The sequence below is a fragment of the Bradyrhizobium sp. 215_C5_N1_1 genome, from assembly GCF_052075935.1.
GTDB classification, from domain to species: Bacteria; Pseudomonadota; Alphaproteobacteria; order Rhizobiales; family Xanthobacteraceae; genus Bradyrhizobium; species Bradyrhizobium barranii.
The window spans coordinates 132159-157315 of the sequence record NZ_CP197228.1; the positions used below are offsets into that span (position 1 = coordinate 132159).

Annotated in this window: 23 protein-coding genes; 3 read left to right on the top strand and 20 right to left on the bottom strand. The window is 64.2% G+C overall.

Translation table 11 applies throughout. From position 1 onward, the window contains the following. Positions 1-125: 125 nt before the first annotated feature. The 3 genes from AB7G19_RS00580 to AB7G19_RS00590 are packed head-to-tail and all read right to left on the bottom strand — an operon-like array spanning position 126 to position 3692. On the bottom strand, positions 126-1664 hold the full coding sequence (locus AB7G19_RS00580; protein ID WP_085405111.1) for an AMP-binding protein: 1539 nt from the start codon (positions 1662-1664) through the stop codon (positions 126-128). A 57-nt stretch (positions 1665-1721) separates the two neighbouring features. Beyond that, a complete protein-coding gene (locus AB7G19_RS00585) occupies positions 1722-2852 on the bottom strand; it encodes a DUF5938 domain-containing protein (RefSeq protein WP_085405013.1) in 1131 nt (376 codons plus the stop codon). 36 nt (positions 2853-2888) lie between these two features. Next, a complete protein-coding gene (locus AB7G19_RS00590) occupies positions 2889-3692 on the bottom strand; it encodes an SDR family NAD(P)-dependent oxidoreductase (protein ID WP_085405012.1) in 804 nt (267 codons plus the stop codon). A 280-nt stretch (positions 3693-3972) separates the two neighbouring features. Between AB7G19_RS00590 and AB7G19_RS00595 the strand changes: the two genes are divergently transcribed. Then, a complete protein-coding gene (locus tag AB7G19_RS00595) occupies positions 3973-4611 on the top strand; it encodes a TetR/AcrR family transcriptional regulator (RefSeq protein ID WP_085405011.1) in 639 nt (212 codons plus the stop codon). A gap of 125 nt (positions 4612-4736) precedes the next feature. On the opposite strand, the gene AB7G19_RS00600 is transcribed toward AB7G19_RS00595, so the two are convergent. The 11 genes from AB7G19_RS00600 to AB7G19_RS00650 form a co-directional block, all read right to left on the bottom strand. Then, on the bottom strand, positions 4737-5849 hold the full coding sequence (locus tag AB7G19_RS00600) for a tetratricopeptide repeat protein (protein WP_085405010.1): 1113 nt from the start codon (positions 5847-5849) through the stop codon (positions 4737-4739). Between the two features lie 212 nt (positions 5850-6061). Beyond that, the gene (locus AB7G19_RS00605) at positions 6062-9574 is read right to left on the bottom strand and encodes a two-partner secretion domain-containing protein (protein WP_354077215.1); all 3513 of its coding nucleotides are present in this window, start codon (positions 9572-9574) and stop codon (positions 6062-6064) included. Between the two features lie 19 nt (positions 9575-9593). Continuing rightward, complete coding sequence (locus tag AB7G19_RS00610) at positions 9594-11282, bottom strand: ShlB/FhaC/HecB family hemolysin secretion/activation protein (RefSeq protein WP_354077213.1); 1689 nt, start codon at positions 11280-11282, stop codon at positions 9594-9596. A gap of 322 nt (positions 11283-11604) precedes the next feature. Beyond that, positions 11605-12066, bottom strand: coding sequence for a PTS IIA-like nitrogen regulatory protein PtsN (ptsN, locus tag AB7G19_RS00615; protein ID WP_008141251.1), 462 nt, complete (start codon positions 12064-12066; stop codon positions 11605-11607). A gap of 221 nt (positions 12067-12287) precedes the next feature. Then, positions 12288-12887 carry a ribosome hibernation-promoting factor, HPF/YfiA family gene (gene hpf, locus AB7G19_RS00620; RefSeq protein ID WP_028149778.1) on the bottom strand — a complete coding sequence of 200 codons (600 nt, stop codon included), beginning with the start codon at positions 12885-12887 and terminating at the stop codon, positions 12288-12290. A gap of 84 nt (positions 12888-12971) precedes the next feature. Beyond that, entirely contained in the window at positions 12972-14585 is a 1614-nt protein-coding gene (gene rpoN, locus AB7G19_RS00625; RefSeq protein WP_063980190.1) for an RNA polymerase factor sigma-54, read from the bottom strand. Between the two features lie 90 nt (positions 14586-14675). Further along, on the bottom strand, positions 14676-15686 hold the full coding sequence (lptB, locus tag AB7G19_RS00630; protein WP_085405007.1) for an LPS export ABC transporter ATP-binding protein: 1011 nt from the start codon (positions 15684-15686) through the stop codon (positions 14676-14678). 246 nt (positions 15687-15932) lie between these two features. Then, positions 15933-16649, bottom strand: coding sequence for an LptA/OstA family protein (locus AB7G19_RS00635; RefSeq protein ID WP_071917040.1), 717 nt, complete (start codon positions 16647-16649; stop codon positions 15933-15935). 5 nt (positions 16650-16654) lie between these two features. Next, entirely contained in the window at positions 16655-17386 is a 732-nt protein-coding gene (gene lptC / locus AB7G19_RS00640; protein ID WP_063985962.1) for an LPS export ABC transporter periplasmic protein LptC, read from the bottom strand. Between the two features lie 146 nt (positions 17387-17532). After that, a complete protein-coding gene (locus AB7G19_RS00645) occupies positions 17533-18147 on the bottom strand; it encodes a ribonuclease D (RefSeq protein WP_071908880.1) in 615 nt (204 codons plus the stop codon). A gap of 117 nt (positions 18148-18264) precedes the next feature. Continuing rightward, positions 18265-19590: a UbiA family prenyltransferase gene (locus AB7G19_RS00650; RefSeq protein ID WP_085405006.1), complete on the bottom strand. Its 1326-nt coding sequence runs from the start codon at positions 19588-19590 to the stop codon at positions 18265-18267. A 299-nt stretch (positions 19591-19889) separates the two neighbouring features. Here AB7G19_RS00650 and AB7G19_RS00655 point away from each other — a divergent pair, with 299 nt between their 5' ends. Continuing rightward, positions 19890-21161: an MFS transporter gene (locus AB7G19_RS00655; protein WP_085405110.1), complete on the top strand. Its 1272-nt coding sequence runs from the start codon at positions 19890-19892 to the stop codon at positions 21159-21161. Positions 21162-21182: 21 nt separating this feature from the next. Here the strand turns inward: AB7G19_RS00655 and AB7G19_RS00660 are convergent, their stop codons facing one another. Further along, complete coding sequence (locus AB7G19_RS00660; RefSeq protein WP_071908878.1) at positions 21183-21566, bottom strand: response regulator; 384 nt, start codon at positions 21564-21566, stop codon at positions 21183-21185. Positions 21567-21669: 103 nt separating this feature from the next. Between AB7G19_RS00660 and AB7G19_RS00665 the strand changes: the two genes are divergently transcribed. After that, the gene (locus tag AB7G19_RS00665; protein WP_085405005.1) at positions 21670-22839 is read left to right on the top strand and encodes a GAF domain-containing sensor histidine kinase; all 1170 of its coding nucleotides are present in this window, start codon (positions 21670-21672) and stop codon (positions 22837-22839) included. Between the two features lie 32 nt (positions 22840-22871). Here the strand turns inward: AB7G19_RS00665 and AB7G19_RS00670 are convergent, their stop codons facing one another. The 5 genes from AB7G19_RS00670 to AB7G19_RS00690 all read right to left on the bottom strand — a co-directional run bounded on the left by AB7G19_RS00670 (position 22872) and on the right by AB7G19_RS00690 (position 25103). Further along, the gene (locus AB7G19_RS00670) at positions 22872-23081 is read right to left on the bottom strand and encodes a hypothetical protein (protein ID WP_085405004.1); all 210 of its coding nucleotides are present in this window, start codon (positions 23079-23081) and stop codon (positions 22872-22874) included. A 56-nt stretch (positions 23082-23137) separates the two neighbouring features. Next, positions 23138-23263, bottom strand: a complete 126-nt coding sequence (locus AB7G19_RS00675) for a hypothetical protein (protein WP_256468676.1) — start codon at positions 23261-23263, stop codon at positions 23138-23140. Positions 23264-23337: 74 nt separating this feature from the next. Then, positions 23338-23949 carry a TorD/DmsD family molecular chaperone gene (locus AB7G19_RS00680; protein ID WP_441267665.1) on the bottom strand — a complete coding sequence of 204 codons (612 nt, stop codon included), beginning with the start codon at positions 23947-23949 and terminating at the stop codon, positions 23338-23340. A 36-nt stretch (positions 23950-23985) separates the two neighbouring features. Next, complete coding sequence (locus tag AB7G19_RS00685; protein ID WP_085405002.1) at positions 23986-24621, bottom strand: DUF3306 domain-containing protein; 636 nt, start codon at positions 24619-24621, stop codon at positions 23986-23988. 20 nt (positions 24622-24641) lie between these two features. After that, positions 24642-25103 carry a DUF3305 domain-containing protein gene (locus AB7G19_RS00690; protein WP_441267666.1) on the bottom strand — a complete coding sequence of 154 codons (462 nt, stop codon included), beginning with the start codon at positions 25101-25103 and terminating at the stop codon, positions 24642-24644. Positions 25104-25157: the final 54 nt, after the last annotated feature.

Below are 25157 nucleotides of genomic sequence, written 5' to 3' on the forward strand. Positions count from 1 at the left end.
TCGAAAAGCGGAAACATGCCTTTGCCTGCCCGGACACGGATGAGAGTTCCAGGCCCGCGCGAATGTCCGCGTCAGCGCGTCTCGCGGATATCTTCGAAGCGATGGGCGCTGCAATAAGATGCGCCTCAGCCGCCTGAACGCTCCGCCAGCCGCGCGCGGATGTCCGGCTTCAAGACCTTGCCGACCTTGGAACGCGGCAGGTCGTCCCAGACTTCGATCTGCTTCGGTGTCTTGACGCTGCCGATCCGCGCCTTGACGAAGGCCGCCAGCGCCGTCGCATCGACGCTTTGGCCGGCGCGGGGCTGCACCACGGCGACGATCCGCTCACCCCATTTCTCGTCCGAAAGGCCAATCACGGCGCAATCCTGCACCGCCTCATGCGCCCGCAGCGCGTTCTCGACCTCGATCGAGTAGACGTTGAACCCGCCGGTGATGATCATGTCCTTGGCGCGATCGACGATATAGAGGTAGCCGTCGTCGTCGATATAGCCGATGTCGCCGGTGTGGTGCCAACCATGCGCGGAGGCTTCCGCCGTAGCCTCGGGATTTTTGTAATAGCCCTCCATCACCAGCGAACCGCGGACCACGATCTCGCCGCGGGCGCCGGTCGGCAGCAAATTGCCGTCGCCATCCATGATACCGGCCTGCACCAGCGGGCTGATCCGCCCGGCCGAGGCGAGACGCTCCATCGCGATCGTGCCGTCGGCATTGTAATGCTCGCTAGGTGCCATCATCGAGATCATCATCGGCGCTTCGGTCTGACCGAACAACTGCGCCATCGGCCCGATACGCTGGAGCGCTTCCGCAAGCCGCGCGGCCGAGATCGGCGCCGCGCCGTACCAGAAACATTGCAGAGACCCGAGCCTCGCGGAGTCGAGCTTCGGATGATCGAGCAGCATGTAGATCACGGTCGGCGGCAGGAAGGTGTGCGTGACACGGTAGCGCTCGATCAGATCGAGAAATTCCGCGATGTCGGGGTGATGCATGATCACGATGCGGCCGCCGAGCGCCATGATCGGGAAACACAGCACGCCGGCCGCGTGGGTCAGCGGCGCAAGCGCGAGGTAGATCGGGCGACCCTTGAAGGGATAGCCCATCAGCGTCAGTGCCGTCATAGCCTCGATGTTGCGGCCCGACAGCATGACCCCCTTCGGCTTGCCGGTGGTGCCGCCGGTGCCCGGGATCATCGCGAGATCGTCGATCGTCTCGCGTTGATAGTGGTCGTCTGCAAGGCCGGCGAGCCAGCTGTCGAACGAGGGCGCGAAGGACAACTCAGCATCGAGGCAGACGACGGCGCGCAGCCTTGGCAGCTCTGCACGCACCGCCTCGACCATCGCTGCGAAGCTTGAATGAAACAACAGCAGGCTGCAGTCGAATTGCTCGAGGATGAGCCGATTTTCGGCCGCCTCGTTACGCGGATTGATCGGGCACCAGACCGAGCCCGCGCGGGAAAGGCCGAACACGCAGGCAAACGCGACCGGATCGTTGCCGGAAAGGATTGCGACCTTCTCGCCGGCAGCAATGCCCGATCGCGCGAGCCCGCGCGCGACGCGGTAGCTCAGCCGCTGCACTTCGCCATAGCTGAGGTCGCGTCCATCCATGGTGAGGCACGGCGCGTCGGCGCCGAGCGAGGCACCTTTGTCCAGGTAATCGATGAAGCGCATGATCAACACCCGAAGCAGCAGCGGGTGACGCGGAGGACCGCGCCACCCGCGATTGACTTAATCGTGCACGGTCAGAACAGGCTTGCTGACGAGCCCGAAGCTGCGCAACTGCCCGAGCAGCTCGTGATGGCCGAACGCCTGGCAGCCGGAGGCGAAGCCTACGCGCTTGGGCGGCTGCTGCAACAGATGGGCCGCAGCATAGGCCTGCAACATGCCGGTCTGCTTGTAGTTGCTGTTGCCGTTGATGACGCAGTGCGCGCGCCCCAACGGGCCGGAGGCATGCACCGAATCCATCGACTTGTTGACGCGCGGGTTCTCGCGCGGCGGCATGGTGTTCATCACACCGGCAGCGGTCTGCGCCAATGCGGCGTAGCGGTCGTCGGGATTCATATCCTTGGTCGCCTCCAGCGCGGCCGCGACGATCTGCGGCACAGCCAACATCAGCCCGCGGTTGAACACGCCGCCCAGCACCTTCACGTTGGCGACGCGCGGATCGCGCTTGAACCACACCGGATGCGAGGTGCCGCCCCAGGGCAGCGCCAGCGCCAGCTCGTGCTGGCCGGGGATGGCGAGGTTGTAGAGGCCGGCATCGGGCTGATGCTCGACGTATTTGTTCTGCTCCAGATAGTAGGCCTTGGCCATCGCGGCGTTGACCAGGATGGTCTGCGTCGATGCGATGGTCGGGCTGCCGCCCCAGAACACGGCGATATCAAGTGTGTCGAGGCCGGGCGTCTCCAGGCACAGCTGCGCGGCGATCTCGCCGGTGGTGTACATCTGTGCGATGCCTGGCGCCAACAGCAGCCCGGCATTGGCGAACTTCGCGCCCCACTCCTGCTCGAGCGTGATCAGCCAGTCCTGCTCACCGGTGGTGTCGGTGTAATGACACTTGGAAGCGAGGCAAGCCTGCACCACTTCGCCGCCGAACTTGGCGAAGGGACCCACGGTGTTGAGCACCACCGAGGCGCCCTTGAACAATTCAGTCAGCGCAGCCACGGTGTGCGGCACCTTGACCACCTCGTAGTCGGCGGTCTCGATGCCCGCTACATTCGACTTCATCGCGGCGTTGAGCTTCTCATTGCTGCGGCCGGCGGCGATGAAGGGGATGTTGTATTCGCGTAAGTATTCACAGACCAGCCGGCCAGTATAGCCGGAAGCGCCATAGACGATGACGGGCTTCTTCTCGCTCATTGCGTTCCTCCGAAATGCTTGTTGTCGGCTTTGTTGCTACATGCCCATGCCGCCATCGACCGGCAGTCCGATGCCGGTGATGAAGCGCGCCTCGTTCGAGCACAGGAACACCGCGGCATCGCCGATGTCCGTGACCTCGGCGAGACGGCCGAGCGGGGTTTGCTCCACCACCGAGCCGACTGCGGCGTTGACGTCAGCCGCGAGCCCGACCTTGACGATGTCGTTGGCGAGCTGCATGCCCATGTCGGTCGGGATCAGGCCCGGATAGATGCAGTTTACGCGCACGCCGAAGCCGAGCTTGCCGGCTTCCATCGCTCCGACCCGCGTCATGCGGTCAACCGCGGATTTGGTGCCCGAATAGACCGCGATGCTGGGAAAGGCGATCGTTGCCGCAACCGAGGCGATGTTGACGACGGCGCCGCCCTTGCCGGCCGGCCCGCCCGGGCGCATGGCACGGAAGGCGTGCTTCATGCCAAGCACGGTGCCAACGATATTGACGTCGCACATCCGCCGCGCGTCCTCGGCCTTGACCTCGGAGATCAGCGACGTGATCTCGATGCCGGCATTGTTGATCAGAATGTCGTAGCCGCCGAGGGTTGCGACGGTCGTGGCAACCGCCCGCTCCCATTGAGCGTCGTCGGTGACGTCGAGCTGGACGAAGCCCGTGGCGACGTCTTCCTTCGCGATAGCGGCTGCGCTGGCACGGCCGGTCTCTTCCAGGATGTCGGCGATCATGATCGAGGCGCCGGCTCGCGCCAACGCTTGCGCGATGGCCGCGCCGATTCCTCTAGCACCGCCGGTGACCAGGGCTTTCCTGCCTGCAAGGCTCTTCCCACTCATGACGCACTCCTCCGTTGCTGGTGATCGATTCGTGCTGCGCCAATCGGCGCGCACCAGGTCGATGGGCGCAGGCCTTTCGGCGGCACCCAGCGAAGCGTTCCTCCATGGTCGGACGTCTTGACGACTGTCCAAATTCTTGATGCGAACCTCCGCCAAAATCTTGACACTTGTCAAGAACGAATTTGACAGTTGTCAAAGGAAGTGGTTGTGAGGGGATGGAGCATTCCGCGGTCGACGCGGTATAAGTCCTTGAAAGAACGGGACTGAGGATAAGGACAAGATGGCGCGGCAGGTGACGGGAGCGGCCCGGCGTGTGGCTGATGCGGCCGAGGTGCTGCGCGACGAGAAGTTCAACGCGCGGCGCGTCGAGCTTGCCGAGGCCGCGCTCGAAACGCTTGGAGAGCTCGGCTTCGCACGCACCAGCCTGCGCGAAATCGCGCAGAACTCGGCGTTCACGCACGGCGTGTTCCACTATTATTTCAGCGACAAGCTCGACCTGATCTGCTGCTGCGTCCGCCACTACAAGGCGAAGTGCGTGACGCGATATGACGATGTCGTCGCGACAGCAACGAGCCGCGACGAATTGACGGAGGGTTTCCTCGCCAAGCTCGCAGCAACGCTGCAGAACGAAGCCCGTATGCACCGCCTTTGGTACGACCTGCGCTCGCAGGCGATGTTCGAGGCGGCGTTTCGCAAGGACGTACTCGAGATCGACAAGAGCCTGGAAGCGATGATCTGGCGCATCGCCTCCCGCTATGCCGAGCTCGGCGGCAAGCGGCCGGCGTCGTCGCCCGCCGCGCTCTATGCGCTGTTCGACGGTCTATTCCAAAGTGCGCTGCTTAAGCACCTCGCGGGTGACAAGACGGCGATTCCCGAACTGCTCGACGAAGTCCGGCGCCTGCTGCCGACGGTCTGCTGAAGCGCACGAGCGGCGCCGGCGAAGGCTCTGCGGCGCACCACTCTCGACGATGCTTCGCATCGCGAGGGAAGCGCTGCGCTGCGTCCGGGGCACGAGAGCGGAGACGCGCGCTCCTTCGAGACGCATCACTTCAAAAAGCCAAGTCCTTCGCGCGCCGTGTCCGCGGCCCATTGGTCGCCCGGCGGCAGTGCGAGCACGCTATTGAAATCGGCGCGCGCATGTTTGGCGTCGGACAGCTTCATATAGAGGATGCCGCGATTGACCAGAGCGACCTGATTGTTGGGATCGAGCCGGATCGCCTCATTGTAGTCGGCGAGCGCGCGGGCGTGCTCTCCGATGTCGCGCAGCGTGCTGGCGCGATTGCTGTAGGCCATCGAATTTCCCGGCTGCAGCCGGATGCCCTCGTCGAAATCGGCAATGGCGCGACGATCATCGCCCTTCTTGCGCCAGGCGGTTGCGCGAACGAAGTAGGCCTTCTCGAAGGAAGGCATGATCCTGGTGACGTCATCAAGCTCGCGGATGGCGTTGTCGGTGTCGTCCTTTTTCAGGAGAACGATGGCCCGGCAATAATGGCCGCCAGCACTCCCGGGCTCCAGACGAACGGCGGTGTTGCAGTCGTCGAGAGCCTCGTCGATCTCGCCCTTATTGAAATGGACGGTGCTTCGCAGCTCGTAGGGCCATGCGGCGGCGGGATTGCGCCGCATCGCCTCGTTGTAATCGGCGACGGCATGATCGGAGTCGCGCTTCGCCGCATACGCTTCCCCTCTCTTGATAAGAGCAAAGTAGGCTTGCTTGGGATTGCGTTCGATGGCCTCGGTAAACGCGCCGATCGCCAGATCGAAGTCGCGCTGGTTGAAATATTCGAGGGCACGGGAGGTGTAGGACGGACCGTAGCCGGGATCGAGGCGAATGGCCTCGTTGTAATCGGCCAAAGCGTGATCCCGTTCACCCCTCGCCGAATAGGCGCGGCCGCGGCAGTTATAAGCCCGCCCGAAATTCGGATCGATCCGTATCGCGGCGCTGCAATCCTCGAAGGCGCGATCCTTGTCCCGCTTGATGTACCAGGCTTCGCCACGCAGCTCGTAAGCAACCGCGTTGGTCGGATCAGCCGCAATGATCTCGGTCTTTTCGGCGATGACGCGGTCGTTGGACGTATCGTCAGCATGAACGGCAACCGTCACGGCAATGGTGACAGAGCAAAGCAGACCGAAAATCCGGCCGATCGAACCGCAATTCATGGCTCAAAAACCCCGCACCCGAAGCCGCGCCGGGACGCGCCACCGGGCGACGGTCGTATCCGGCGGAGAAACATCACAGCGCCCGGCTGCGAAAATAAGTCGCAGACGGCGGGGCTTCGGTTCGAAGAGTGAGGGCCGCCCCTGCGGTCTCACCAGGCGTAGCGCAGGACGCCCTTGCCGGCGTAGCTGCGATTGTGCCGCGACCGGGTGCTCTAACGCAGCACGACCTCGATCGGCGCCTGGTCGTTCAACCCGAGGGGCGCGGCGGGATCGGGCGGAGTGGCGCCGCAGAACGGGTTGCCGCCGGCCCCAAGCGAGCAGACGCCCGCGTCGCGCGGAATGATCGCGAGCCGGCCGTCGACATAGGTGATGTCGTAGTTCGCGGATGTCAGCCCCGAGGCAGCGATGCTGTAGACCCCGGGATTACGCGTGCCCTGGGCCGAGCCGCCGTAGACGAGCGTGCCTGATAGCGCGGACAGCCCCTCCCCGTTCACGAAGCCGGAATAGATCGCGCTGCCGCCGGAGAACGGGACGCCGTCGTAATTCTTCGTGACGCCGTTGACTGCAATGGTGAGCGGCGCCTTGTTGACGGTCAGCGAACCGTCGACATAGGTGATCACATAATTGGCCGAGGAGAGGCCCGACGCCGTCAGGCTGTAGCGGCCGGCATTCACCGCGCCCTGCGCCGTGCCGCCATAAAGAAGCGTGCCCGACAGCACGGATGCAGTCTCGCCATTCATGAAGCCGGAATAAGCGGCGCTGCCGCCGGAGAAGGCGAGGCCGTCATAGGTCTTGGACGTGTTGGCGCTGATGGTGAGCGGCGCCCTGTCGATGGTGAGGCCGACCGCGACCGAGCCGACATAGACCGCGCCCCCCGAGCCGGTCGCGCTGAGAACGTCGGGGCCGCTGAGATTGTAGCTGCCCGCGCCCAATGCGGTGGTGACTGCGCTGCCCCAGCCGAGCGTGACACGATTGGCGTTCACGCCGGTCATCGTCAAGCCGCCGAGCGAGGCCAGCGTGCCATAGGTGGTGCTGGCCGAGCCCGCGACGTTGACATAGGCATCGTAGACGATTTCGCCGAACGCGCGCAGCACCGGCATGCCGTTATTGGCGCCGCTGACGGACTTGCCCCAGACAGCGGCGAAGTCATAACCGTTGTTGATGAAGATGAAGGGATCGCGCAGCTGCGCCGTGGTGAGCATGCCGCCATCGCAGATGCCGCCGCCGAAGGATGCGCCACAGGCGGCGCTCTGCCCCGATGTCTCCCTGTTCGCATAGCTTTGGGTGACGTCGCCGCCATCCCAGTTCATCCCCACGATCGCGCCGACATTGCTGGTTCCCGACACGGTGCCCGCGAAGTAGCTTCGGCTCACATGGCTTTCCTGATTCACCCCCACCAGCCCGCCGACCTCGGAATTTCCTGAAACCGTTCCCGTGGCGTAGGAATCGAGCACTGAAACGGCTTCATTGCTGTGCCCGACCAGCCCGCCAATCGAACGCGTTCCCGACACATTGCCGGTTGCGTAAGACTGGCTTACCACGGCGCCGTACCAGCTGCCTCCCACCAGCCCGCCGACCGCATCGACACCGGACACGTTGCCGGTGGCGTAAGATCGCTCCACCCGGCTGTACTGTTGGAACCCCACCAGTCCGCCGGCAGCTGTGCCTGTGCCGCCAACTGCGCCGGTGCCTGATACATTGCCGCTGGCGTAACTGTCGGTGACGAGACCGAGGTTGCTGTACCCCAACAAGCCACCGACATTGATGCCGCCAGATACGGTACCCGTGGCATAAGAGTGGCTCACCGTCCCGATAGCATAATCCGCGGGGCCCGGTCCCATCCACGTGCCGATATTGTACCCTATCAGCCCGCCAGCACCTTCCCAGCTAGCGGACACGTTGCCGGTCGCATACGAGTTGGAGACGAACGAGGCGACGACGCGCCCTCCCAGCCCGCCGGCGGCGCCATAGCCCGCGACCGTGCCGGTGGCATATGAGTTGCTGATCGTCGTGATATAGGCGTCGCCGACCAGCCCGCCGACCATGGCGCCGCTGCCGGTCACATTGCCGGTGTTGTAAACGTTGCTGATGGTGTTGTAAGCGACGCTGCTCGTGCCGCCGTAGACCCAGAGGCCGCTCGACCCCACCAGCCCGCCGACGGAATTGTTGCCCGTCACGCTGCCGCCTTCCATTCCGACATTGCGGATGGTCCCGCCATCGATGTAGCCGAACAGGCCGATGTTATCGCTGGACGGCCGGTTGATGGTCAGGTTGCTGATGCGGTGACCGAGCCCGTCGAAAATGCCGGAAAAATATTTGCTGATATCGCCGATGCCGCCGATCGGTGTGAAGCCGGCGCCACCATTCCAACCCGCCGTCGCGCTGGCATCGATGTTCGCGCCGAGCACATAGTTGCCGGACCGGTTGGTGTTGATGTCCTGCAGGGCATTCACGTCGGTGATCACCGCATAGGTGATGGCGGCATCAGTTCCTTTCCGGGTCTGGAACAGGCTACCCGCCGCCAGGTTGACCGGCGCGTTGATGGTGTAGCCACCGGTGGCCGTGGTCTGTGCGTATTGCAGGACCAGGCCGTCACTGCTCGTCGTGCCGGTCGACGTCAGCGGCGCATTGATGACGATGTTGTTGTCGGCCCGCAGCGTCAGGATATGCGAGCCCCAGGTGACGGCGGAGTTGACCGTGACGTTGCCTTCATCGGTGCCGCTGCCCGAGGTCGTCACCGTCACGTCGCCGCTCGCAAGCGCCGTCTGCAAGACGCCAGCGTAGTTCGCGTCGATGGTGATGTTGACGGGATCGATCAGCCAATGCCCGCCGAGCGTATCGACCTTCAGATCGGCAGCGAGATTGACCTTGGCGGCGGAGGTTTCGACCGAGCGCGCCCGCAGCGTGCCGCCGGCATTGACCTCGCCGTGCTTGGCATCGCCGAGCAGCAGGATGCGGCCGTTCCTGCTGCCGATGCTCGCGGCCTGCACCACGCCGGTGTTGTTGACGACGCCCTTCATGGCATCGCTCGCGCCCTTGGCGGTGAGGATGGCGAGCCCACCATCGGCGCGGATCAATCCCTTGTTCTCGACCAGGGTCTTGACGGTAGAGGCCTTGACCTCGACCGAGAGCAGGCCGTCGCCGTTGAAGTCGAGCAGTACGTCGGTGCCGGCGGCGAGCGCCGTGCTGCCGGTGATGGTGCCGGAATTGCTGACGCTCGGCGAGATCAGCGCCACCACCTTGCCGGAGATGCTGCCCTCATTGGTGATCGCGCCGCCGCTGCCGGTGAAATTGTAGCGGCCGGCCAGAAAATCAGCGTTGCTGATGCCGAGCGTGGAGGCGACGAAGCCGCCGGTCTGCACGCTGCCGGTCTTGCCGATGGCGATGCCGTTCGGATTGATCAGGAACACTTGTCCATTGGCGCTGAGGCTGCCGAGGATTTTTGACGGGTCCTGGCCGACGACACGGTTCAGCGCGACCGAGGATGCGCCGGGCTGGTTGAAGGTCACGGAGTTGCCGGCGCCGATCGAAAAACTCTGCCAGTTTGCGATCATCCGGTCGCTCGACTGGTTGATCGTCATGGCGTTGCCGGACTGACTGATCGTGGCCTGTCCCGACACGACCTGGCCGCCGGTCGGCAGCGTCTGCGCCAGCGCCGGCGGCGTCAGCATCGTGGTCGCGGACAGCGCGATTGCGAGTCGCATCCGCGGCAGGGTCGATGTCATCGCGTGCCCCCTCGAAACATCAGAAGCGAATGCCAGCTTGCAGCCAGAACTGATCGTTGGCCTTGACGCCATCGGCATTGGCGCCGGTGATGATGGAACGGCCGGGATTGTCGCCCAGCGTATGGGCCCAGCTCGCCGAGACGTTCAGCCACTCGCGCGTCCAGCGCGCGGCGAGGCCGGCGCTGGCGAGCCCGTAATCGTTGCAGCCGCAGACAGTGACCGGCGCGATGCCGTTCGGCGACACGTTGATCTTGACGTAGCCGCCGTCCAGGAAGCTCGCGAGTTGCAGGCTGCCGAAGCGCACAGGCACCGGCGCGTTGTAGCGAAGCTCCAGCGTGCCGAGCACGCCCATGTCGCCGCGCGCCTCGCCGACGGGATAGCCGCGCACGCCGAACGGGCCGCCCAGCGCAAAATCTTCCGAGGAATCGAGATTCTTGTCGGCCCATTGCCCGTAGAGGCGACCGAACAGTGCGAAGTCGTCGGGCAAGGCCTGAAGCCGTGCAACCGAGGCATTGATCCGATTGAACGGCCCTTGCGTCCGGAGCCCAGCCTGGTCCACCGCGAGCGCGCTCGCTACGCGCGCGAGATCGAGGTCGCCAAAAGTCCAGCTCACCGACCAGTTGGTGATGCCGCCGCCGAGCAGCGCGTCGCGCCGGTCGCCGTTGAGGCTGAGCGTGCCGGAGGTCGACCGCTTGTCCTGAAGCGTTCCGACGATGCTGTCGTCGACCAGCGCCTTCCAGGTCACGGTGCCGCCAAGCTGGAGGTTGAAATCGCGCGAGCGGATCAGGCTGTAGTCGACGCCGCCATTGGCGAAATGGGCAAAACCGGTGAGACCGAGGGCGCTGCCGATGGCGTCGATATTGTGGTAGTCGAGATAGCCGTAGCTCGCATTGGCAATGAAGCCGCTGGCGCCGAGCGGCACGCTCGTCACCAGCGAGCCGTACTCCTGCCCTTGCGATACCGTGCCGGAGAGCCGCGTCAGGTCGCCGTAGCCGGACACGTCGGTGAGCGAGATAAGCCCGTTGCCCTGCGCCTTGCCCACGTTGGAGCTGCCGTAATTATCGGCCCAAATACCGCCCCCGAGAATGGGCGCCTGCGCGACGCCGACGACGAGCTTGCTGGTGTTCGGCGCGTCGCCCGGCGCGAGCTTGGCATGCACCGACACGCCCGGCAGGTCGTTCATCCGCAACAGCGCGTCTTCCAGATCCTGCCGCGTCACGCCGTCCGGCTTGAGACGACCCTCGATGATCGCGCGCAACAGGTCCTCACGCACGCGCACGCCCTTGGCGCGATCGAGCGTGATGGTCTTGAGCGCGCCCTCGGCGATCTCGATCGTGACGATGCCGTTGGTGATGTCCTGAGGCGGCAGCAGCGCGCGCGCCAGCAACCGGCCGCGGCCCTGGAGCACGGCCGTCACCTGATCGGCCAGCGCATAGAGCCCTTTGATGCCGAGGCGCTTGCCGCGCACCGAGGCAACGAGCTGCTCGCGCTCGGCCTGTGGCAGCAGCTCCACCTTGCCGGTGAAGCGAACGCCCTTCACGATGATGCGCTCGCCCCGGTCGGGGATGGCGGCGGGCGCCTGCTGCGGTCGAATCTCGCCAGGGGCCGGCAGCCTTTCCTGCCGCTGCAACTCCTGCTGCCGCTGCATCTCGCGGAGCAGCGATCCGGCATCCTGCGCGACGGCCGGGACTGCGGTACCTGCTATCACTAGCCCCACCACAACAGCCCTGCTCTGCACCGCGCCAACCACTTTCATCCTACGGGCCCGACCTTCGGGCGATAGGTAACGACCTCAGCGAAAGCGCAGGACGGCGCGTCGATCCAAGCGCCACTTGCGTTCGTGGGCGTCTTTAGCGGACTCCGACAAGGCGCGATGTGCCGGACGTCTCAACTGGGGAAATTTTTCGCGTCATCTTGTCGGCGATGACGAGATCACGACATCCCGCGCGCATGCCAAGGAGATGGCCGGCGTACATTGGCAATTGCGTAGATCGATTCCGCTTCTCAGCAGACGACGAGGACCGGCGACGTTACGCCGCGGTCGCGGGCGGCAGCGCCAGCACCGAATAGATCGCCTGGGCGTCGCGCGAGGCGCGGAGCTTCTTGGCGATGTCCTGGTCGCGCAGGAGGCGGGCGATGCGGGCGAGCGCCTTGAGGTGATCGGCGCCGGCGCCTTCGGGGGCGAGCAGCAGGAAGACCAGATCGACCGGCTGGCCGTCCATCGCCTCGAAATCGATCGGGCGATCGAGGCGCGCGAACAGGCCGAAGATCTTTTCGAGCTTGGGCAGCTTGCCGTGGGGAATGGCGACGCCGTAGCCGACCGCGGTGGTGCCGAGCTTCTCACGCTGCAGCAGAACCTCGAACACAGAGCGTTCGTTCTGCCCGGTCAGCTCGGCGGCCTTGGCCGCGAGCTCCTGAAGCGCCTGCTTCTTGCTGTTGACCTTCAATGCCGGGAGAATCGCCTCGGGTGCGACCAGATCGGTAATCGGCATGGAAGGTTTCCGAGGTGAATTAAACCGTCAGGTTCCGAATTGGCCAGCTTGGTCGAACCATGCCTGGCCGGCATCAAGAAGGTGAAGCAGGAGGGGGACTTAGCCCCGATCCTGATGTGGGGCGCTTCTACTCCAACGCAATCCCGGTGCCAACTGCTGCGTGCGGCTTTGCCCCGCTCATTGTTAAGGGCTGCGGTTGGTACGGGGGCCGGTTCCAGCCCTTAACCGTCCGGTTTGGCCCCCGGCGGGTCGATCCAGCCGACATTGCCGTCGGCCCGGCGGTAAATGATGTTCACCCGGCCGCTGGAGCCGTGCTGGAATACCAGGCAGGGCGCTCCGCTGAGGTCCAGCTCCATCACGGCCTCGCTCACCGACAGCTGCTTCAGCGAGGTGGTGGCCTCGGCGATGATGACGGGACTGTAGCCGGTGACCTCGTCCTCGTCCTCACCCTCGCCCGGCGCCTCCAGCACGTAGCTCGTGGCGTCCATGGCGGCCAGCGCCGCGGAGGCGACATGGGCCTTGCGGGCCGAGCGGTCCTTGAGCCGGCTCTTGTAGCGCTTGAGCCGCTTCTCGATCATCAGGAGCGCCTGGTCGGCGCTGGCATAGGCATCCGGCGCGTTCGAATCGGCCTCCAGCGTAATTCCCGTATCAAGATGCAGGGCACAGTCGGTGCGGAAGCCGAAGCCATCCTTGCTCAGGGTGATGTGGCCGGAATAGTTCCCGTCGAAATATTTACGCAGGACCTCGTCGGTCCGATCGGTCACGCGGCCGCGCAGGGCGTCGCCGACGCTGACGCTCTTTCCCGAGATTCTGAGGGTCATGTGATGCCTCGCTTGGTTTTAAGTGCCCAGCTTGGATCGGTCTCGATGGGGGATCGAGAGTAGCGCGATTTCGCGCCAGCGCAATCAGGCCGGCTCGGTGTTGCGGGAGCGATCGGGCATTGCGGTGGAGAGGACGTTACCAAGAGCGCTCTGCTTGTCACGGCGGCGTTGCACCGAAGAGGGAATGCGCATGGCTTCGCGGTACTTCGCGACCGTGCGGCGGGCAATATCAATTCCCGAGGCGCGTAAGCGTTCCACGATCGTGTCGTCCGACAGGATCGCCGACGGCGCTTCCGAATCGATCAGCTGCTTGATGTGGTGGCGCACGGCCTCGGCGGAATGCGCCTCGCCGCCGTCGGCGGAGGCGATCGAAGCCGTGAAGAAATATTTCAATTCGAATGTGCCGCGATTTGTCGCCATGTACTTGTTGGCGGTGACGCGCGACACCGTCGATTCATGCATCTGGATGGCGTCGGCAACGGCCTTCAGATTCAGCGGCCGCAGATGCGCCACGCCATGGGTGAAGAAGCCGTCCTGCTGGCGCACGATTTCCGTCGCAACTTTCAGGATAGTGCGGGCCCGCTGATCAAGCGCGCGCACCAGCCAGGTCGCGTTCTGGAGCGCGTCGGTGAAATAGGACTTGTCGCCGTCCTTGCCGACTTTCTTCGAGAGTTGCGAATAGTAGGTCTGGTTGACCAGCACGCGCGGCAAGGTGTCGCTGTTGAGCTCGACATGCCAGCCGCCGTCGGGACCCGGGCGGACATAGACGTCGGGCACCATGGTCTGGAGCCGCGCCGAGCCGAACTTCATGCCGGGCTTGGGATTGAGGCGGCGGATCTCGCCGATCATGTCGGCGATGTCCTCGTCGTCGACGCCGCAGAGCTTGCGCAGCGAAGCGATGTCGCGCTTCGCCAGCAGATCGAGGTGCTCGACGAGGGCCTGCATCGCCGGATCGTAGCGATCGAGCTCGCGGAGCTGGATCGCCAGGCATTCGCTCAAATTGCGCGCACAGACGCCGGGCGGATCGAATTTTTGCAGCACGGCAAGGACGTCCTCGACGTCGGCTTGCGATGCGCCAAGGCGCTCGGCGGCCTGGCCGAGATCCGGCGGCAGGTAGCCGGCCTCGTCGACGAGGTCGATCAGGTACTGGCCGATCATGCGCTGCGCCGGGCCGGTGAAGGCGACCGAAAGCTGCTCGGCAAGATGGTCGCCGAGCGTGATCTCCGCGGCGACGAAGGCTTCGAGATTGTAGTCCTCGTCGCCGGAGGCACCGCCGCCCCATTCGGTATAGGTGGTCGGCGCCGCATCCTGGGCGTTGCGCGCGGCGGCCTCGGCCGGTTCCTCGGAGAAGACGTTGTCCAGGCCCGTATCCAGGGTCTGCTCGATCTCGGCGCGGGTGCCGAGATCCTTGCTCATCCATTCTTCCTGGCCCGGCTCGAACGCCTCGCCCGGACCGCCGCCCGGCTCGTCGTTGTGGCCCCCGTCGGAATCGCTGAACTGGCCGGTCTCGGCCGGGGCTTCACCCGCGGGCGGCTCGTCGTTGGCCCGCTCCAGCAGGGGGTTCCGCTCGAGTTCCTCTTCCACGAAGGTCGTGAGATCGAGATTGGACAATTGCAGCAGCTTGATCGCCTGCATCAGCTGCGGCGTCATGACCAGCGACTGCGATTGCCGGAACTCTAATCTCTGCGTGAGCGCCATGAAGCAAGAACCGATCCCAAAAGTTGGTCCGATTTTTGCTTATCCTAGTCTTGGCACGATGTACACGGCTTGACGAACGGGAAAAAAGGGCTAGAGGCGGAATTCCTCGCCAAGGTAGAGCCGGCGAACGTCGGGATCGGCGACGATCTCATCCGGGCTACCCTCGGTCAAGATTTCACCGGCATAGACGATATAGGCGCGATCGGTCAGGCCGAGCGTCTCGCGGACATTGTGGTCGGTGATCAACACGCCGATGCCGCGGTTGGTGAGATGGCGGACGAGGTCCTGAATGTCGCCGACCGCGATCGGATCGATTCCCGCGAAAGGCTCGTCGAGCAGCATGTAGTTCGGACGCGTCGCCAGCGCGCGCGCGATCTCGACGCGGCGGCGCTCGCCGCCCGACAGCGCGATCGACGGCGATTTCCGCAAGCGCGTGATGTTGAATTCGTCGAGCAGCGAGTCGAGCTGCTGCTCGCGCTTCTTGCGCGAGGGCTCGACCACTTCGAGCACGGCGCGGATGTTCTGCTCGACGGTGAGGCCGCGAAAGATCGAGGCTTCCTGCGGCAGATAGCCGATGCCGAGCCGCGCGCGCTGATACATCGGCAGCTTGGTGACGTCGTGGCCGTCGAGCTCGATCGCGCCGCGATCGGGCTTGATCAGGCCGGTGATCATGTAAAACACGGTGGTCTTGCCGGCGCCGTTCGGGCCGAGCAGGCCGACCGCTTCGCCGCGGCGCACATAGATGCTGACGCCGCGCACCACCTGGCGGCTGCCGAAACTCTTTTCCACGCTATGCACAGCCAGGAAACCCGGCCGCTTCAGAAGCTGCGGTCCGCCGGCGCCGTTAGGCCTGCTGGCGGCCCTCACGGGATGCACCGCCTGGGCACGCGGCGGCTCGGTCTGGTAGTCGGCTTGGTAGTCGGCCTGGAAATGGTCGGGCGCGCGCATCGGCTGGTCACGGGCGATCGGCGATGCATCCCGCACCGGGCTGGGCACGAGACCGCCGACGCTGTCACCGAGGGTGGTGATGTCCTGGCGCGCAAATCCTGGCCGGCCGCGCTTGGCGGGGCGCCGACGGAACATGCTGAAGAGATCGACCATCCCGCCTTCTAGCCTTTCACGACAATCCTGCGCGATGATCCGCGCGTGATCCCGCGATCTGCCGCACCGGCCTTGCGATTCGCCAGCACAGCATGAGTGAAGGGATGTCTCATGCCCAGTGAAACACGCCCGAAAAGCGGCGAACCCCGCTTGGAAAGCCCTTCGCGCTAGATACAGCCTCGCCGGGCAAGCTTCAACCTCGGATCGGGAGAATCTGGCCCAAGCGCTTGAAGTTACTTCAGGAATTTACTTTTGTTTGCCTGCGCCGGGCAATTGCAGAGGCGGCGCCGGAGCGGGCTTGCCCGGGCTCCCCGATCCGCAATCATTGCTGCCGCCCTGCGGCAGCAATGCCTGCACCCTGCCGCTGTCGGATTCCACCCGCGAGACGCCCGTGGTCATGTCGACCGCCAGACGGTCGCCGCGCAGCACGTTCCTGCACTGCGTGAGGACGACGCCGCCGAGCATGGTGATGAGATTGGTCTTGGTGTCGAACACGGCTGTCTCGCCGGTCACCACCTGGTCCTTCTGGGTGACGACGACATTGCCGCGCGCTTCCAGCCGCTTGATCGAGGAACTGCCGCCCGGCCCCGGCTGCGCCGACTGCATCGGCGCACCCTTGGTCCCCTTCGCCGCGGGCTGCGGCGCGGCCGGCTTGTCGCCGCCGCCGGAGTCGTAAAACACCACGAGCGTCTTCGAGGTCATGGTGGTGTCGCCCTGGATGACCTTCACATTGCCGGAGAAGGTCGCCTCCTTCTTCTTGTCGCGCATCTCGAGCGAGGCAGCTTCGATCTGGATCGGCTGGTCGCGGTTTTGCGAAAAGCCCTGCATTGCGTTGGGCACGCCCTGCATCGTGCTCTGTGCGACGGCCGCACCGGTTGCGACCAGCGCAACAGTGGCGGCGAGCGCAGCCGCACCGAGAATGGCGCACCGCTTGTCCTCGTTGCGCGAAAAGAATCTCACCATGAAAATCACTTTGAATTGGCAGACTTGTTCTGAGGCGTGCGTGTCTTCACCGGCGGCGCGGGCTGCTCGGCCGGCGCAGGCTGGGCAGCGGCGGGGTCATCCAGCTTGTCCAGATGCATCACCACATTGCCCTCGAAGCGGATGACGTCGCCGCCTTCCGTGATCCGCAGCCGGTCGGCGGTTAGCGTTCCGTTGGTCAGCTTGACGTCGACATGCTCATCCGAGGAGACCGTTCCCTTGCCCATGTCGACGAAGGCCGAGTTCAGCCGCGCCTCATAGCCGGACGAGGTGCGCAGGAAGATGTCCTTGTGCAGGTCGAGCTGCTGCTGCTTGTTGTCGAAGCGGCCGGTGCGCGCATCGAGCAGCAAAGTGGATTTGTCTTCCATCAGCACCTTTGCGCGCAAATCGTTGAGATCGACATGATCGGGGTCGGTGATGTCCTGCGTCGCGGTCTTGGCCCAGAGTTCGTAGGGCCGCTGGTCCGGGGTGAAGCCGGACATATGCGGCGTTTCCATCGTGATCTTGGTGCCCGTCACCACGAGATTTCCGGAGTCGAGCTTCACGGGGATCTGGAAGGGATTGAGGAAGGTCGAGACGGCGACGATCGCGGCCATGGACGCAGCCACCGTCACCGGCACCGCGATGCGCAGAATCCGCACCAGGCGGCTGTGGCGCGCCGCGCTGGCAAACTTCGCCGCAAGCGCGGCGTCGTAGGTTGGATTCTGGGCCGAATTCACCTGAGCTCCCGAGGTGTCGCTCGTCTCGTCCGGTTGACGGGCGCACGCCATTGTATCCGGCGCCGCCTGAATATGCAGCCTGCGACAGGCCGCACGAAAGTGTCCGAAACGGGGCGGCAGCCCTAAGCTAACAGCGGCCCGAGGCCTCAGGAATGCGCGAAAATGTCCTCTTCCGCCCAGCCCTGGAGATCGAGCAGGGCGCGGGTCGGCAGGAAGTCGAAACAGGCTTTTGCCAGCGCGGTGCGGCCTTCCCGCACCAGCATGGCGTCGAGCCGCTCGCGCAGGGCATGAAGGTGCAGCACGTCGGAGGCGGCGTAGGCGAGCTGCGGCTCGGTCAGGCTGTCGGAACCCCAGTCGCTGGATTGCTGCTGCTTGGAGAGGTCGACATTGAGCACCTCGCGCACGAGGTCCTTGAGGCCATGCCGGTCGGTGTAGGTGCGGGTCAGGCGGGAGGCAATCTTGGTGCAATAAATCGGGCCGGTCATGACGCCGAAGGTCTGGTACAGTACCGCGACGTCGAACCGCGCGAAGTGGAAGATCTTCGTGATCCCGGGATTGGCCAGCAGGGCCTTCAGGTTCGGCGCGTCGGTGTGACCCTTGGGGATCTGCACCACGTCGGCGCTGCCGTCGCCGGGCGAGAGCTGCACCACGCAGAGCCGGTCGCGGTGCGGGTTCAGCCCCATGGTCTCGGTGTCGATCGCCACCGCTCCGGTGTAGCGGGACAGGTCGGGCAGGTCGCCGCGATGCAGGCGTACGGTCATGGCGTTTCAAAACCTCAATCGAATTGGTCGGTCGGCATCATAAGCTAATCGGATTGCCCGCGATGTAGCCACTGGCGGCGGGCCGCGCAAGCGGCAGCTGGTCCCGCCGGGGCGCGGTCAGATCGCCGCCAGCATGATGCAGATCATCGCCGCCACCGTCGCGCGGCTGGCGCCATCGCGAAAAGTGTAGAGAATCGGGTCGTCGGGCATCTCGCGGCGATGGGCCATCATCAGGGCGCGGCCGAACCAGTAGAGCAGCAGCGGGTTGAGCAGCCACAGCATCCAGGGACGGCTGTAGAGCGGCGTCACGGCGGAGGAGGAGACGTAGAGCGAGAACACGGTCACCGCGTTCATGGCGCTCGCCGCCGCCATCGCGCCGATGATGTGCAGGTCGGTGATCCTGTAATCGCGGTTGGAGGGATCGGCGAGGCCGGCGTTCTCGCGCATGCTGAGCTCGCTGAAGCGCTTGATCAGCGCCAGCGAGGTGAACACGAACAGCGAGAAGATCAAGAGCCATTCCGACAGCACCACGCCGACGCCGACCGCGCCGGCGATGATGCGTAGCGTGTAGAGGCCGGCGAGTGTCACGACGTCGACCAGCATCTTGCGCTTGAGCACGAGCGAATAGGCGATCGTGGTGGCGAGATAGCCACCGAGCACGCCGAGGAACAAAGGCGAGATGCAGAGGCTGGCGGCGACCGCGAGCAGCCACAGCGCGGGGATCGCAAGCAGCGCCGAGGACATCGGCAGTCGACCTGCCGCCAGCGCGCGATGCCGCTTGGTCGGATGCTGCCGGTCGGCGGCGAGGTCGAGCAGATCGTTCATCAGATAAGCGCCCGACGCACAGGCCGAGAACGCCAGGAACGCCAGCAACGCATAGCCGAGCGTCGCAAGATTAATCTGATGCGCCGTGATCGCCGGCACGAACACCAGCGTGTTCTTTGCGTATTGATAGATGCGCAGCGCCTGCGCCCAGGTTTTGAGGCTGGCACGGCTGCTGCCGCGCGTCTCGATGCGCTCCATGGAGGCGCGGTCGAACGGCAGCCGGTCGCCCGCCGCGAGATCGGCCGGCGCAACGACGCCATCGAACCCGAGATGCGCGGCAATGCCCGCCGCATGGTGCGCAAACCGGCCGGCAACCAGATAGATTGTCTCGCCCCGCGCCCGCGCCGCCAGCGCCTGGTTCAGCACGTCGGCGTCATAGGGAAGATGGGCGTAGTCGAGCTCGGCCTGCGCCAGGATATCGGTGAGCGCCGCCATGCCCGGGCGTCCGCCCGCGCCGAAGCGGGCCAGCATCCGGCCGGGGCTGGAAAACAGCGCTTCCAGCAGCAGCTCGGAACGGAGCAGGGCGCCTTCGAGATCGATGACAAGCGTCCGCGCCGCGGCGGGGGTCGCCGACGGTGTGGGGACGCCCGAATCGTAGTGCCAGGCAGGCTGCTCCATCCGAAAACGCTCTATTGGCCGCAACATGACCGGCCCTGAAGCCGGGGAGCAGGGAAATGGACGGCCGAGAGCCTAGGCGGCATTCGCTAAGGGCGGCTTAATCCGGCTGAGGGCCGGCGGCCCCTGGGGGATGCCGGGTCCAAACCATGCACCCTGCTGTTGCATGGATCCCACAACCCGGCGCCAGCTTCGCGTTCCGGCAGGGCTTTTGCCGCGCGCCCCGTGAAAATCCTCCCGGCCGACCCCATCTGCCAGTTTTCGCGCGCTCGCCCGCCCCGCCCACAATGAAATCAGGTGTCATGACCGAACAGACGCTCGCTGCGCCTATCGACGACCAACAGGAACGCCAGCGCGGCTTTACGCGCTACCAGGCGCTCCTGATCGCGCTGCTTGCGTTCACGCAGTTCACGATCATTCTCGATTTCATCATCATGTCGCCGCTCGGCGCCATCCTGATGCCGGCGCTCGACATCACGGCCGGACAATTCGGCGTCGCGGTCTCGGCCTACGCGTTCAGCGCGGGACTATCGGGAATCCTGGCCGCCGGCTTTGCCGATCGCTTCGACCGCAAGCGCCTGCTGTTGTTCTTCTATGTCGGCTTCACGCTCGGGACCCTGCTCTGTGCCGCCGCGCAGACCTACCACGTGCTGCTGCTCGGCAGGATCGTGACCGGATTGTTCGGCGGCGTGATCGGCTCGGTCGTGCTGGCCATCATCACCGATTTGTTCGCGCTGCACCTGCGCGGCCGCGTGATGGGCTTCGTCCAGACGGCGTTCGCCGCGAGCCAGGTGCTCGGCATACCCGCCGGGCTGTTTCTCGCCAATCACTGGAACTGGCATGTCTGCTTCATTGCGATCGTCGGCCTGTCGATCGTCGCGATCGCAGTCATCGCCTTCGCCATGGAGCCGGTCGACGCGCATCTGAAGCTTAAGCAGGACAGAAATCCGTTCCGCCATCTGATCGCGACCGTCGGACAACCCCGCTATACGCTGGCCTTCGCCGTCACGACGCTGCTGGCGACGGGCGGGTACATGCTGATGCCGTTCTCCAGCGCCTTCACCGTGCATAATCTCGGCATCGACATCACGCATCTGCCGACGATCTATCTCGTCTCCGGCCTGTTCAGCATCGTCACGGGGCCGCTGGTCGGCAGGGCGAGCGACGCGTTCGGCAAGTACCCGACCTTCGTCTTCGGCAGTGTGGTGTCTGTCATCATGGTGCTGATCTACACCCATCTCGGCCACGTCTCGCTCGCGACCGCGATCCTCGTCAACGTGCTGATGTTCGTCGGCATCTTCTCGCGCATGATCCCGTCGCAGGCGCTGATGTCGGCGATCCCCGACCCCAGCCAGCGCGGCTCGTTCAGTGCGGTCAGCGCGTCGCTTCAGCAGCTCTCCGGGGGGCTCGGTTCGGTCCTCGCCGCCGCCATCATCGCGCAACAACCGGATGGTTCGCTGCTCCATTTCGACCGGATCGGCTACGTCGTCGTCGCGTCGGCAATCGTCTCGCTGGTGGCGATGTACTTTGTGCAGAAGGCAGTGGCGGAGCGGACCGGGAGACGGATGGTCTGAGGGCTCGACTTGAAAAGCCCGCTATGCCCGCCCGCCGGCCAGCATTTCAAGCTGGTCGTGCAGCTGCGCAGGAAGATACGGCTTGGGGATGAACCTCGCCCCGAGCGGGATGTCATCCGCTGCCGGGCTGACTTGGCCGGACGTAATGAGGAGCCGCACGGGCGGCCATCGATCTCTGATCACCGCCGCCAGCCGAAGGCCATCCATCGAGCCGGGCATCTGAATGTCTGTGAAGACGACGGTGATCGCCGGTTCCGTCTCCAGCAGATTGACAGCCTCGTCTGCGTCGGCCGCCTCGAAGACATCGAAGCCCATATCCCGCACCATGTCAGCCGCGTTCACGCGGATGAGGAAGTCATCTTCCACGATGAGGATCACGTCCCTATGCTGGCTGAGATTGGACACTTATGCTCCGGCATAACCGAGCATAAGGTTTGAACGGCTTCTTTGTTCCACCGAACGTCTTGCAAAGGATCGCGTTTGTTAGAGTAGGGCGTTAGGGTTCACCATGGCAATTGACATCAAGGCGGACGTGGATGCCGTCCAGCAGATTGGGGCAGTTCCCAAAGTTTTGGATTTGGCCGCACGCATAACGGGCATGGGCTTCGTCGCGATAGCGCGCGTGACTTCAGATCAATGGATTTGCTGCGCCGTTCGGGACAGCATCGCCTTTGGCCTTGAGCCGGGCGGAGAACTGCGTGTCGAGACGACCATCTGCAACGAGATCCGGCAGCACGGCAACACGGTCGTCATCAACGATGTGCAGACGGACGACGTCTTCTGCAATCATCCGACACCGGCCATGTATGGATTTCGCAGCTACATCTCAGCTCCCATCGTCCTGATCGACGGAGCCGTCTGGGGAACATTGTGCGCCATCGACCCCACGCCTCGACAACTTCGTACGCCTGAAATCCTCGACACGTTTCAGCTGTTGGCGGAACTGATCGCTGCGCAGCTCGAACTCAATCAACGTCTGGAGCGGAGCCAGGCCGATCTCATCGACGAGCGAAAAACGGCAGAGCTTCGCGAGCAGTTCATCGGCGTATTGGGGCACGATCTTCGCAATCCCCTCGCAGCCGTCGATGCGGGAATGCGCGTGCTGCTGAAGAACCTCGACACCGGGCGGGCGCCCGAAATCGCGCTCGGCGTTCAAAAAGCCGTCTATCGCATGGCCGGCATCGTCGAAAACGTCATGGACTTCGCGCGAGGCCGACTTGGCGGAGGCCTTACGATCAAGCGAGATGCGACGCTGCCTTTGGCGCCGGTGCTGGAGCAAATCATCGCGGAGTTCAGGACGGCCTGGCCGACCGTGACGATCAGCTCATCGGTCCAGATCGAAGTGCCCATCAGCTGCGATCGGAGCAAGATGGGCCAACTTTTCTCGAACCTGCTCGGGAATGCAATTACGTACGGTGACCAGAGTAGGCCGATCCACGTCGTAGCCAGAACCTTGGACGGAACGTTCGATCTGACGGTGTCCAACGAAGGCCCGCCAATCTCCGAAAAGGCGCTGGCAAACCTCTTCAAGCCATACACGCGAGGCGACCGGCCCAGTCAGCAGGGTCTGGGACTTGGTCTCTACATTGCTTCGCAAATCGCCCAGGCCCATGGCGGCAAATTGAGTGCGATATCGACCGGACGCGAAACGACCTTCTCTTTCGAGATGCCGATCTAGGCGGGCCGGGAGCAGGATCGTCTGGAGCCAGGTTATTGCTTTACGCTGGCCGGGAAAATGAGCGACTGATCGTCGATCTCCTGATCCGCGAGCTGATGGACGCCCGCCATGGCGTGCAGCTCGACCAAGGACGGCATGGCCGCGGCGGACAGCTCTATCGAGCGAGGTTGCGTCCTGAAGATCAGAGCAGAAGCGGCGATCAGAGCTGCAACGACGAAACAGGCGATCAGCAACCGGCGCATATGGCGTCTCCCACGTCTATGTGGAGAACAGAAAGCTTAACAAACAATAATGACCGCTAAACGCGGGCGCTCGACTCAGCGAACGCCGTTGTGGCGGACTCCTGCACGAAATGATCAAGGATGCCGGCGGCACCGAGTGCGACGACGACGGCGAACAGACAGGCAATTATGAAAACGCGCATTCTGTTGATCCCTACATCTATAATCTAGCACGCTCCCAAACGGATTTGTGCAGCGGCCGTACAAAACGCCGTGTTCAACCTGGAAGTGCGAAGGCCTCCGCCTCGATATCGATGAACGTCCGTCCGAGCCCGCCAACGGCGGCATAGAAGTGAGCCGACCGCGCGCGCTCGAGATCGGCGAAAAAGCGCCTCATCCAGCGTGAGACATGCTGATCAAAGAAGAGGCGCTCGGCGCCCGCTGGCGCTGCAAGGCTCCCGCCGGCGAGGCCTGCCATGATCTCACAGAGAAATCCCGCGTGATCTTCGGGCTCCGTACGCTCCGGAGCCTTTTCGAGGCCGAGACCCCCGAGAGTTTCCCGCAACCGCGCGAGTGGACGGCCATACAGGGTGTCGGACAGGTAGTGTGACGCATAAGGCAGCAGCGCCCCCTTGCCCAACCCTGCAAAGAGGGCGAAGAACTCGCGCGATGCGGCCTGCTCGTTGGTCCGGCGCGCTGCATCCGCCAGCGCCATGTGTGCCGCGCCCATCGCACTTGCATCGCCGTGCAATGCAGAGATCCGGTGCAGCAGCTGCGTGTCGGGGCTGCGCGTCAGCAACGTCGCCAACAGCGCATATTCCTGCGCCCGGGCGAGGTCGAATTCATCGACGATACGCACTGAAGCGATTGTTGAAGTTGGATCCATCATTGTTCGATCGCGCAAGACATATGATCCTGCCGGTTGCTAGCGGGGCAATGCGCTGCCATGACGTCGTGCTCGCCGGGAGGGCGGCTCTCCGGCAGCAGGACTGACGGACTGCATGCTCTCATTCCGGTCCTGGTCCGGTCGTGCCGTCGCATCATCGGGCAGCGATTGAGCTGCCAATATCGTCGGTTCGAGAATGGGCTGTTCGGCATCGGGCCGCCCTTGCGGAATGAGCTCGGTTGGCGGCTGCACGTCCGCAAGCGCGTCACCCACCTGCTCGAGCCCCTTTGACATCCGCGCGACAAGATCGGCGACGTTGTCCGCCGGATCGAGCGGGCCAAATCCGGGAATTGCGTTGGGATCGTTGAAATCCCACTGATTCTCTGCGATTCCGATGAAGTCGCGGATCGCAGGGTCGGTTGCCCAGGCACGGCGCAATGCCAGGCGCGTCAGTTCGGCCGGAACGCCCGTCTGCAGGAACGCCGCAATGTCGGTGTGAGCGGTGATCGATTCGATCGACGGTAAACTGGCGAGATCGAAAGGCTGGTCGTTCCCGTCATTCGCTACGGACGGCTCGGCAGCTCGCTCTTGGTCGGCCGGAGCAAGTTCAGCGTTTTGGCTTCTCGAGGCTTGCTTGAGCCGCGCCCAGCGAACGAAGACGTTAGTCTCTGACATCGATCTCTTTCATGCCGCTGCTAACGATTGCGCTGCCGTTTGACGAATGGTCGTTCGACATGATGCTCGGCGACGAACCGGCCGACGATCTCGGAGATGCCTGGTGGCATCGGCACGGCTTCGACCAGATTGCTGCCTGCATCGGTAAGCGCCTCGCCCTCCGCCGGATCGGCCGTGACCGCGAGCAACTCGTAGGGCGGCTCGGAACCGGTCGGGCGCAAATTGACCCACAGCGTCGGCGATCCTGACGTGAGATTTTCGCGATAGTTGGTGGTTTCGGTCCGGTGCAGCTCGATCACGGCATCACCGGCGTAGAACAACGTGACGTCGCCTTCGCCTCCAATCGGAGTCCACGGCTTCGCAGTCGGCTCTCCCGCGAACACCGAGACGGGCCGCCACAGAAAATCGGCCCACGCACTCTTCGCCTTGCGCCGTTCGATTGCGACACCGACAGCAATGCGTGCAAGACTCGTCGATATCAATGTGCCCTCTCGCGATCGAGACGTGGTTCCTGCTTCCGAAGCCAATCCAGCGAC

What these genes read in the sequence shown, in the direction of transcription:
- AB7G19_RS00580 (WP_085405111.1), bottom strand. Translation starts at nt 1,664, where the DNA reads ATGCGCTTCATCGATTACCTGGACAAAGGTGCCTCGCTCGGCGCCGAC.
- AB7G19_RS00585 (WP_085405013.1), bottom strand. Translation starts at nt 2,852, where the DNA reads ATGAGCGAGAAGAAGCCCGTCATCGTCTATGGCGCTTCCGGCTATACT.
- AB7G19_RS00590 (WP_085405012.1), bottom strand. Translation starts at nt 3,692, where the DNA reads ATGAGTGGGAAGAGCCTTGCAGGCAGGAAAGCCCTGGTCACCGGCGGT.
- AB7G19_RS00595 (WP_085405011.1), top strand. Translation starts at nt 3,973, where the DNA reads ATGGCGCGGCAGGTGACGGGAGCGGCCCGGCGTGTGGCTGATGCGGCC.
- AB7G19_RS00600 (WP_085405010.1), bottom strand. Translation starts at nt 5,849, where the DNA reads ATGAATTGCGGTTCGATCGGCCGGATTTTCGGTCTGCTTTGCTCTGTC.
- AB7G19_RS00605 (WP_354077215.1), bottom strand. Translation starts at nt 9,574, where the DNA reads ATGACATCGACCCTGCCGCGGATGCGACTCGCAATCGCGCTGTCCGCG.
- ptsN (WP_008141251.1), bottom strand. Translation starts at nt 12,066, where the DNA reads ATGCCGATTACCGATCTGGTCGCACCCGAGGCGATTCTCCCGGCATTG.
- hpf (WP_028149778.1), bottom strand. Translation starts at nt 12,887, where the DNA reads ATGACCCTCAGAATCTCGGGAAAGAGCGTCAGCGTCGGCGACGCCCTG.
- rpoN (WP_063980190.1), bottom strand. Translation starts at nt 14,585, where the DNA reads ATGGCGCTCACGCAGAGATTAGAGTTCCGGCAATCGCAGTCGCTGGTC.
- lptB (WP_085405007.1), bottom strand. Translation starts at nt 15,686, where the DNA reads ATGGTCGATCTCTTCAGCATGTTCCGTCGGCGCCCCGCCAAGCGCGGC.
- AB7G19_RS00635 (WP_071917040.1), bottom strand. Translation starts at nt 16,649, where the DNA reads ATGGTGAGATTCTTTTCGCGCAACGAGGACAAGCGGTGCGCCATTCTC.
- AB7G19_RS00645 (WP_071908880.1), bottom strand. Translation starts at nt 18,147, where the DNA reads ATGACCGTACGCCTGCATCGCGGCGACCTGCCCGACCTGTCCCGCTAC.
- AB7G19_RS00650 (WP_085405006.1), bottom strand. Translation starts at nt 19,590, where the DNA reads ATGGAGCAGCCTGCCTGGCACTACGATTCGGGCGTCCCCACACCGTCG.
- AB7G19_RS00655 (WP_085405110.1), top strand. Translation starts at nt 19,890, where the DNA reads ATGACCGAACAGACGCTCGCTGCGCCTATCGACGACCAACAGGAACGC.
- AB7G19_RS00665 (WP_085405005.1), top strand. Translation starts at nt 21,670, where the DNA reads ATGGCAATTGACATCAAGGCGGACGTGGATGCCGTCCAGCAGATTGGG.
- AB7G19_RS00670 (WP_085405004.1), bottom strand. Translation starts at nt 23,081, where the DNA reads ATGCGCCGGTTGCTGATCGCCTGTTTCGTCGTTGCAGCTCTGATCGCC.
- AB7G19_RS00675 (WP_256468676.1), bottom strand. Translation starts at nt 23,263, where the DNA reads ATGCGCGTTTTCATAATTGCCTGTCTGTTCGCCGTCGTCGTCGCACTC.
- AB7G19_RS00680 (WP_441267665.1), bottom strand. Translation starts at nt 23,949, where the DNA reads ATGATGGATCCAACTTCAACAATCGCTTCAGTGCGTATCGTCGATGAA.
- AB7G19_RS00685 (WP_085405002.1), bottom strand. Translation starts at nt 24,621, where the DNA reads ATGTCAGAGACTAACGTCTTCGTTCGCTGGGCGCGGCTCAAGCAAGCC.